The 9,174-nt window shown below is 70.0% G+C and carries 7 protein-coding genes and 1 pseudogene; 7 read left to right on the top strand and 1 reads right to left on the bottom strand.

Translation table 11 applies throughout. The annotated features are described in order from the left end of the window. The first annotated feature begins 461 nt into the window (after positions 1-461). From VI078_10790 to VI078_10820, 7 genes and pseudogenes are all read left to right on the top strand, one after another. Positions 462-887: pseudogene (locus VI078_10790) on the top strand (DUF1499 domain-containing protein). A 99-nt stretch (positions 888-986) separates the two neighbouring features. After that, positions 987-1,391 carry a peptide-methionine (R)-S-oxide reductase MsrB gene (msrB, locus tag VI078_10795; GenBank protein ID HEY5999767.1) on the top strand — a complete coding sequence of 135 codons (405 nt, stop codon included), beginning with the start codon at positions 987-989 and terminating at the stop codon, positions 1,389-1,391. Positions 1,392-1,393: 2 nt separating this feature from the next. Continuing rightward, positions 1,394-2,047, top strand: coding sequence for a peptide-methionine (S)-S-oxide reductase MsrA (gene msrA / locus VI078_10800; GenBank protein HEY5999768.1), 654 nt, complete (start codon positions 1,394-1,396; stop codon positions 2,045-2,047). A gap of 85 nt (positions 2,048-2,132) precedes the next feature. After that, a complete protein-coding gene (locus VI078_10805; GenBank protein HEY5999769.1) occupies positions 2,133-4,664 on the top strand; it encodes an SPFH domain-containing protein in 2,532 nt (843 codons plus the stop codon). A 160-nt stretch (positions 4,665-4,824) separates the two neighbouring features. Continuing rightward, positions 4,825-6,012 carry an ABC transporter substrate-binding protein gene (locus tag VI078_10810; protein HEY5999770.1) on the top strand — a complete coding sequence of 396 codons (1,188 nt, stop codon included), beginning with the start codon at positions 4,825-4,827 and terminating at the stop codon, positions 6,010-6,012. Between the two features lie 261 nt (positions 6,013-6,273). Then, complete coding sequence (locus VI078_10815) at positions 6,274-7,077, top strand: ABC transporter ATP-binding protein (protein HEY5999771.1); 804 nt, start codon at positions 6,274-6,276, stop codon at positions 7,075-7,077. Between the two features lie 172 nt (positions 7,078-7,249). Further along, the gene (locus VI078_10820) at positions 7,250-8,491 is read left to right on the top strand and encodes an AMP-binding protein (GenBank protein ID HEY5999772.1); all 1,242 of its coding nucleotides are present in this window, start codon (positions 7,250-7,252) and stop codon (positions 8,489-8,491) included. A gap of 13 nt (positions 8,492-8,504) precedes the next feature. On the opposite strand, the gene VI078_10825 is transcribed toward VI078_10820, so the two are convergent. Then, the coding region (locus tag VI078_10825) for an aminotransferase class I/II-fold pyridoxal phosphate-dependent enzyme (GenBank protein ID HEY5999773.1) at positions 8,505-9,174 on the bottom strand (670 nt) is incomplete at its 5' end.

A 9,174-nucleotide genomic window follows, 5' to 3' on the forward strand; every position in this document is an offset into this window, starting at 1 on the left:
CCCCCCCCTCCCCCCCCCCCCCCCCGACGACGCCCCCCGGTGACGCCGCCGAGGCGGCGGGTGCCCGGGACGTCTGGGTAATTCACCCCATTGACCGGCGCCGCGGCCGGTCTACGTTGGACTCGGGCCGCCCGGCCAGGGACAGACGCGGCGGGCCCGGGGGGAAACAAGTGGAACTGTCGCTGGGTCGCGCCTGGACGTGGATCGCCGCCGCCTGCCTGCTCACCGTCCTCGCCGCGGTCGCCGAGCCCATCTCCGGCCTCGGGCACCGCTGGGGCTGGTGGTCCTTCCGCCACGGCTTCACGATCCTGCGCTACGCCGCCTTCGCCGGGCTGATCGCGGCGGGCCTCGCCCTCGTGGGGCTGGTCATCGCGCGCGGCGCCGGGGGCCGCGCGGCGCCCGCCCTTGCCGTCGTCGTCGTGGTCCTCGGCGCGGCGCTCTTTCTCTGGCCCTGGCGCCTGGTGCGCGTCGCCCGCCAGGTCCCGCCGATCCACGACATCACCACCGACACCGCGTCGCCTCCCGCCTTCTCGGCGATCGTGCCGCTGCGCGCCGGGGCCCCGAACGGGCTGGAGTACGGGGGCGAGGCGGTCGCGGCCCAGCAGCGCCGCGCCTACCCCGACATCCAGCCGCTGCTGCTGGCGCTGCCGGCCGAGGCGGCGTTCCAGCGGGCGTTGGAGGCCGTGCGCGCCCTCGGCTGGACGATCGTGGCGGCGGACGCGCGGACCGGACGCATCGAGGCCTCGGACCGGACGTTCTGGTACGGCTTCGTCGACGATGTCGTCGTGCGCATCGAGCCGCGCGAGGGCGGCAGCCGGATCGACGTCCGCTCCGTCTCGCGCGTCGGCACGAGCGACATCGGCGCGAACGCCCGTCGCATCCGCAGGTTCCTCGCGGCCGTCCAGGGCGGAGGCTCCGGCGCGGCGGAAGCGCACGCGGCGGAAGCGCCGGGCGTCACCGTCGGCGCGACCGCGTTCTCCCCGCTCGTGAAGCCGGCCGCGGAGTGGCGGCGCCTGCTGCCGCCGGAGCGCTTCGACATCCTCTTCGAGGAGGGGACGGAGCGCGCGTTCTCCAGCCTGCTCGACAAGGAGACGCGCCCGGGGACCTACATCTGCGCCGCCTGCTTCCTGCCGCTGTTCGACGCGGCGGCCAAGTACGACAGCGGCACGGGCTGGCCGAGCTTCTGGCAGCCGATCGCGGGGCGCGTGGCGACGAAGCACGACTACCGCCTCTTCACGCCGCGCACCGAGTACCACTGCGTCCGCTGCGGCGGGCACCAGGGCCACGTCTTCGACGACGGGCCGGCGCCGACCGGCAAGCGCTGGTGCAACAACGGGCTCGCGCTGCTCTTCGTCCCGCAGGGCGAGCCGCTCCCCGCGCTGAGGCAGTGACGGTGGCCGCGCGCTGCGTCCTGTCCTCGCTGCTCTGCGCGGCCGCCGCGTGCGCACTGGCCGCGGGCGCCGGCTCCCCCGCCGCTTCCGCCGCGGACGCCCCCCGGGCCGCCGAGCCGGCGAAGCTGCTCACCGCCACGTTCGCCGGCGGCTGCTTCTGGTGCATGCAGGCGCCCTACGACCGGCTGCCGGGCGTCGTCTCGACCGAGGCCGGGTACACCGGGGGGACGAAGCGCAGCCCGACCTACGAAGAGGTGTCCGCGGGGACCACCGGCCACGCCGAGTCCGTGCGCGTCGTGTACGACCCCGCGCGCGTCAGCTACGAGCGGCTGCTGGAGGTCTTCTGGCACAACATCGATCCGCTGGCGCGCGACCGGCAGTTCTGCGACGCCGGCCACCAGTACCGCTCGGCGATCTTCTGGCACGACGAGGCGCAGCGCAGCGCCGCCGAGGCCTCGAAGGCGGCACTGGAGGCGTCGGGCCGCTTCAAGGAGCCGATCGCCACCGAGATCGTGCCCGCCGGCGAGTTCTGGCCGGCGGAGGACTACCACCAGTCCTACTACCGCAAGAACCCCATCCGCTACAAGTTCTACCGCTTCAACTGCGGCCGCGACGCCCGGCTCAAGGAGCTCTGGGGAGAAGCAGCCGGCGAGTGACGCCCGCTCCGCGCCGCTTGACTTGGGCATTCCCTGCCCCGAGAATCCGCGGCATCGCGCGTGCCGGTCGGCACGGGAGGGCGCCATGTGGAGCTACTACCATTTCCTGACCGCGTACTACCTCTGGTTCATCGGGGCGGTGGTGTTCCTCGTCCTGCTCTGGCAGTCGGTGGTCATCGTCGGCGGCACCGAGATCGCGGTCATCGAGCGCCGCTGGTTCGGCCGGAAGATGCCGCAGGGGCGCGTGATGGCGCTGGCCGGCGAGATCGGCATCCAGGCGCGCACGCTCGGGCCGGGGCTGCACCTGCTGATCCCGTTCCTCTACCGGACGTCGAAGGAGTCGTTCTCGCCGATCGCCGAAAGCGAGGTCGGTGTCGTCGAGTCGATCGACGGCGACCCGGTTCCGCCGGGCCGGATCTTCGCGCACGTCGTCCCGGGCCACAACGCGTTCCAGGACGGCGAGGCCTTCCTGAACAACGGCGGCCAGAAGGGGCCGCAGATCCAGATCGTCCCGCCCGGCACGTACCGCATCAACCCGGTGCTCTTCCGCCTCAAGAAGTCCGGCGTCGTGCAGGTCGCGGAGAACGAGATCGCGATCGTCTCCTCGACCGACGGCGACCCGATCCCGCCGGGGAAGATCTTTGCGGGGGTCGTGCCCGGCCACAACGCCTTCCAGAACGGCGACGCGTTCCTGAACAACGGCGGCCAGAAGGGGCCCCAGATCGAGGTGCTGCCGCCGGGCACCTACCGCATCAACCCGGAGCTGTTCCGCGTCAGGAAGGTGCCGGCGGTGACGATCGGCGAGATGGAGGTCGGCCTGCTCATCGCCTCCGACGGCAGCCCGATCCCGCCGGGGAAGATCTTCGCCCGCGTGGTCGGCGGCCACAACGCCTACCAGGACGGCGAGGCCTTCCTGAAGAACGGCGGCGAGAAGGGCCCGCAGATCGAGGTGCTCCCGCCCGGCACCTACCGCATCAACCCCGACCTGTTCGCGGTGCGCAAGGTCCCGGTGGTGGTGATCGAGAAGGGAAAGATCGGCGTCGTCACCTCGATGGACGGGCAGCCGATCCCGGCGGGGAGGCTGCTGGCCGGCAAGGTCGAGGGACATGCCAACTTCGAGAACGGCCAGGCCTTCCTCACCAACGGCGGGCAGAAGGGCCCGCAGATCGACGTGCTCCTGCCCGGCACCTACCGCATCAACACCGACCTCTTCCACGTCGAGACACGGGACGCCACGGTGGTCCCGGCGAGCAAGGTCGGCCTGATCACGGCCCTTGACGGCGAGGCGCTCCCGGAGGACGAGTACGTCGCCAAGCCGGTCGAGGGGCACGACAACTACCAGAATGCCTCGAAGTTCCTCCAGGCCGGCGGCCAGCGCGGCCCGCAGTTCGACGTGCTCAAGCCCGGGACCTACTACATCAACCCCATGATCTTCAAGATCGACCTCGACGACGTGGCGACGGTCGAGCGCGGCCAGGTCGCCGTCGTCGTCTCGAACGTCGGCGAGGAGCCGCCGCAGGTGCGGGCGCTCATCGAGGACGCCGCGCGGCAGGAGGGGGCCGCCAAGGGCACCGAGACCTACCAGACGATCGAGGACAGGCTCAAGGTCGGCATCGAGCGCTACGTCGTGGCCAAGGGCTACCGCGGCATCCAGGAGGAGGTCGCGGGCCCCGGGTACTACTACCTCAACCGGCGCGCGTACCTGGTCTACGTGGTGGACACCACGAACATCACCATCGACTGGGACGACGCCAAGGAGACGCGGTTCAACCCGCTGAAGGTCATCTCGCGCGACGGCTTCGAGATCAGCGTGTCGGTCAAGGTCGTGATCCGCGTGCGGCCCGACCAAGCGCCGTACATGGTCGCGAAGATCGGCTCGATCGAGAACCTGATCCTGCACGTCATCCACCCGATGATCGACTCGAGCTTCCGCAACCAGGCCTCCTCGACCTCGGCGATGAACTTCATGCAGGACCGGCAGGAGGAGCAGCGCAAGGCCGAGGACCGCGCGAAGTCCGAGCTGGAGCGCTACCACGTCGAGTGCGTCTCGGTGCTGATCTGCCAGATCAACCTGCCGCAGGACCTGATGGACACGCAGACGCGCAAGATCATCGCGCAGCAGCAGCAGGCGATGTACCAGGACCAGCAGAAGGCCGAGCAGACGCGCATCGCGACCGAGAAGACGCGCTCCGAGGCCGACCAGCAGAAGAACCTCGTCGAGGCCGAGATCGGCGTGAAGATCGCCGAGCAGAACAAGCAGAAGGCGATCCGCTTCGCCGAGGGCGAGGCCGAGAGCATCCGCCTGCGCGCCGAGGGCGAGGCCAAGGGCATCCGGGCGCGCGGCGAGGCCGAGGGCGCCAAGATCCTCGCGATGGGCGAGGCCACCGCCAAGGCCTATGAGCTGCAGAACAAGGCGGTCGGCAGCCAGGGCGTCACCGCGATCGAGATCGCCAAGCAGGTCGCGGCCGGGAACGTCAAGGTGACGCCGGACTTCCTGGTGCAGGGAGGGGACAACCTCGGCGGGCTGCTCTCGGCGTACCTGACCCGGCTCGTGACGGCGAAGGCCGATGCCGCGCCCGTCCCCCCGCCGGCGGCGGGAAGCGGCCCCGCCGCCTGACCCGGCGCCGGTGCCGCCCCGCGGATGTCCGGATTTCCCGACATCCGACTGAATGACTATGGTATTCTCGCGTTCACCTGCACGGGCGGAGGCGGCGCGACGGCTGCTGGCGGCCGCACGGCGGCGGGGACAGGCAACAACTTCACAGGGAGGTAAGGCGATGGCGGGACGGAAGCTCTTCGCGGGTCTGCTCGGCACGGCGGCGCTCGCCGCGATGGTCCTTTTCGGCGCCGGCAGCGCGCCGGCGGCGGACACGATCAAGATCGGCGGCATCTTCGACATCACCGGGGCGACCTCGGACGTCGGCGCGGACTACGCGGTGGCGGCCAAGGACGCCGTCGCCTACATCAACGCCAACGGCGGCATCAACGGCAAGAAGCTGGAGATGGTGGCGAACGACTACGCCTACAAGATCCCGGACGCGGTCAACCTCTACAAGACCTACAAGGACGACGGCATCTACCTGATCCAGGGGTGGGGCACGGGCGACACCAACGCGCTCAAGGAGATGGTGAACGCCGACCAGGTCGTCTACATGTCCGCCTCCTACGACACTGGGATCAGCGACCCGTCGAAGACCCCGTACAACTTCTTCGTCGGCACCAGCTACGGCGACTCGATCCGCGCCGCGATGCAGTACATCGCCGACACCTGGACCGACACGAGCCGCAAGCCGAAGGTCGTCTTCATCTACCCGGACCACCCCTACGGCAAGAACCCGATCCCGGCCGGCAAGGACGCCGCGAAGGCGCTCGGCTTCGAGATCGGCCCGGACCAGGACGTCAGCCTCAAGGCCACGGACGCGGTCAGCCAGCTCACCGAGATGAAGAAGTTCAACCCGGACTGGGCCTGGATCGGCGGCACGGCCGCGAGCACCGCGGTCATCATCAAGGACGCGGCGAAGCTCGGCCTCCCGACCAAGTTCATCTGCAACGTCTGGGGCTTCAACGAGAACCTGCTCAAGCTCACCGGCGAGGCGTCGCGGGAGCGGGCCTACGGCATGGTGCCCTTCACGATGTGGGGCGACGACGTCCCCGGCATGAAGCCGATCATGGAGATGCACAAGAAGAACCACCCGAACGACGCGCACGCCGAGCCCTACGTCCAGGGCTGGACCTCGATGATGGTGATGTGGGAGGCCCTCAAGCGCGCCGACAAGAACAACGCCCTGAACGCCCAGGGCGTGAAGGCCGCGCTCGAGACGATCAAGGACTTCGACACCGGCGGGCTCTCGGCCCCGATCACCTTCACGCCGACCGACCACCGGCCGAACACCTCGCTGCGCATCATGAAGGTCGACAAGGACGGGAAGATCGTCCTGGTGAAGCAGGTCTCCGTCAAGCGGTAGGGAAGACGGCACCGGCGCGCAGCGTCGGTCCTCCGATTCGCGAGGGGGCGGGACTGGTTCCCGCCCCCTTTCCTATGCCCGCCTGCGTGGTCCTGTCGCTGCGCACCCCCGTCGTGCTCCCTTCGGTCCGCCCGTCGGGGGGCCCCCGCTCCGCGCCACCCCTCCGGCTCAAGCCGCTATTGGACCGTCTTCGGCTAGTGTCAAGTTGCCAGGGGGGCGTCCCTTCCGTTTCCCTACCGGGAATGGCATAATTCGCCGGCCATGGAGCCGCTCCTGAGCCTCAACAACGTCGAGGTCATCTACAACGACGTCATCCTCGTGCTCAAGGGGATGTCGCTGAAGGTCGAGCCGGGGAAGATCGTCGCCCTGCTCGGCGGCAACGGCGGCGGCAAGTCCACCACGCTCAAGGCGATCTCCGGCCTGCTCAAGAGCGAAGAGGGCGAGGTCACCGACGGGTCGATCACGTTCCTCGGCGAGCGCATCGACAACGCCGATCCGGAGTCGATCGTCCGGCAGGGCATCTTCCAGGTGATGGAGGGGCGCCGGGTGTTCGACGAGCTGACCGTGCACGACAACCTTGTCGCCGGCGCGCACACGCGGCGCCACTGGCGCGACGCGAAGCGGGACATGGAGATGGTCTTCACCTATTTCCCGCGCCTGAAGGAGCGGCGCCACAACATCGCGGGCTACCTCTCCGGCGGCGAGCAGCAGATGCTCGCGATCGGGCGGGCGCTCATGGCGCGGCCCAAGCTGATGCTCCTCGACGAGCCCTCGCTGGGGCTGGCGCCGCTGCTGGTGCGCGAGATCTTCGAGATCATCAAGCGCATCAACGAGGAGGAGAAGGCGACGATCCTGCTCGTCGAGCAGAACGCGCGCGTGGCGCTCTCGATCGCGCACTACGGCTACATCATGGAGAACGGCAAGATCGTGCTCGACGACACGGTCGAGAAGCTCAAGGAGAACGAGGACATCAAGGAGTTCTACCTGGGGTTGTCGCAGGTGGGCGGCAAGAAGAGCTTCCGGGACGTCAAGCACTATCGCAGGAGGAAGCGCTGGCTTTCGTGACCGTGTAGGGCTGCGGGGTCCTGTCGCTGCGCACCCCCGTCGTGCTCCCTTCGGTCCGCGCGCCGGGGGGCCCCCGCTCCGCGCCACCCCTTCGCCCTGCACGTGCCCTGGCGACCACGGCGTCTTCGTGGCGATGGTGCGTTGACGTCCCTCTGGGGAGGAATGGAAGGCGATGACGAAGTCAGGTGGGCAGGAATACGTTCCGGCGGAGGAGTTGCTGCGCGAGCAGATCGCCGGCGTGCGCGAGTTGATGTCGGGCGCGTGGCAGGCCGCGCCGGGATTGGTGCGGCGGCTCGAGGCCGCGGACGTCGCTCCGGGGGACTTGCGCGAGGCGACCGACCTGCTGCGCTTCCCCGTCCTGCGCAAGTCCGACCTCCCAAAGCTCCAGGCCGCGGACCCGCCGTTCGGCGGACTGCTCGCGGTGCCGGTGGAGCGGCTGCGCCGCGTCTTCGCGTCGCCGGGGCCCATCTACGAGCCCGAGGGCGAGGGGCCGGGCTACTACCGCTGGGAGCGCACGATGCGCGCCATCGGGTTCGCCGCCGGCGACGTCATCCTCAACTGCTTCGGCTACCACCTCACGCCGGCCGCCGCGATGTTCGAGGAGGGGGCGCACGGCATCGGCTGCGTCGTCATCCCCGCGGGGATCGGCAACAGCGAGTTGCAGGTCGCCGTCGCCGCGCACTACCGGGCCAACGGCTACATCGGGCTGCCCTCGTACCTCAAGGTCCTGCTCGAGCAGGCGCGCAAGTCCGACCTGCGCCTCTCGATCGCCAAGGCGCTGGTCCTCGCCGAGAAGCTCCCCGAGAGCCTGCGCGCCGAGTTCCAGCGCGAGCACGGCATCCACGTGCGCCAGGGATACGGCACCGCGGAGATCGGCGCGATCGCCTACGAGTGCGAGGCCGCCCGCGGCTTCCACCTCGACCCGGGCGTGCTCGTCGAGATCGTCGACCCGGTCACGGGCGCGCCCGTCGAGCCGGGGACGCCCGGCGAGGTCGTCTGCACGCCGCTGAACCCGGTCTACGCCCTGCTGCGCTTCGCCACGGGCGACCTGGCGGCGCTCGACACCACGCCCTGCCCGTGCGGGCGCACGACGCACCGGCTCACCGCCATCCTCGGCCGCGTCGATCAGAGCACGAAGGTCCGGGGCCTCTTCCTGCACCCGGCGCAGCTGAGCGACGCCCTCACGTCCTTCCCCGCGGTGGAGCGCTTCCGCGCGGCGATCGTGCGCGAGCGCGCGATGGACGATCTGATCATCGAGGTCGCAGCCGCCGCGCCACTGAGCGAGGCGTCGCTCAAGGCGATCGCCGCCCGGGTCAAGGAGACGACGAAGCTCGGCGCGCGGATCGTGCAGCTCACTCCCGGGTCGATCCCCGAGGGCGCGCCGCTCATCGACGACAGAAGAGTCTGGGACTAGGCGCTGGGGGTCCTCAGGGCTTCGAGCGCGCCTTGAGGTACTCCCCGAGGCGATCCATTGCCGCCGCGATGCGCTCGAGGGAGTTGGCGTAGGAGAAGCGCAGGAAGCCCTCGGCGGCGCGGCCGAAGTCGATCCCCGGCGTCACCGCCACCCCGGCCTTCTCGAGGATGTCGAACGCCAGACGGTGCGAATCCCCGTCGAGGTGCCGGGCGTTGACCAGCACGTAGAAGGCCCCGGTCGGCTCCACGGCGATGCCGAACCCCAGCTCCCGCAGCCGGCGCACCAGGAAGCGGCGCCGTTCGTCGTAGACCGCGACCATCCGGGCCACATCCGGCCCCGCCTCCCGCAGCGCGGCCAGCGCCGCGTGCTGGGGGATCGAGCCGGCGGAGATCAGGAAGTTCTGCTGCAGCTTCTGCATCGGGCGGACGAACTTCGGCGGCGCGATCACGTAGCCGAGGCGCCAGCCGGTCATCGCGTACTTCTTGGAGAAGCCGTTCAGCACGAAGGCGTTGTCGGTGAACTCGAGGATCGAGCGGGCCCGCCCCGCGTAGACCAGGCCGTGGTAGATCTCGTCCGAGACGACGCACGGCCCGAGCGCGGCGATCGCCGCCAGGTTCGCGTCGGTCAGCAAGTTGCCGGTCGGGTTGGCCGGCGAGTTGACGAGAATCGCCTTCGTCCGCGCC

It is taken from the genome of bacterium (assembly GCA_036524115.1).
Taxonomy (GTDB): domain Bacteria; phylum JAUVQV01; class JAUVQV01; order JAUVQV01; family DATDCY01; genus DATDCY01.

Excerpts from the sequence above, each read along its gene's own strand:
- VI078_10810 (HEY5999770.1), top strand. The coding sequence starts at position 4,825 with ATGGCGGGACGGAAGCTCTTCGCGGGTCTGCTCGGCACGGCGGCGCTC.
- VI078_10820 (HEY5999772.1), top strand. The coding sequence starts at position 7,250 with ATGACGAAGTCAGGTGGGCAGGAATACGTTCCGGCGGAGGAGTTGCTG.
- VI078_10805 (HEY5999769.1), top strand. The coding sequence starts at position 2,133 with ATGTGGAGCTACTACCATTTCCTGACCGCGTACTACCTCTGGTTCATC.
- VI078_10815 (HEY5999771.1), top strand. The coding sequence starts at position 6,274 with ATGGAGCCGCTCCTGAGCCTCAACAACGTCGAGGTCATCTACAACGAC.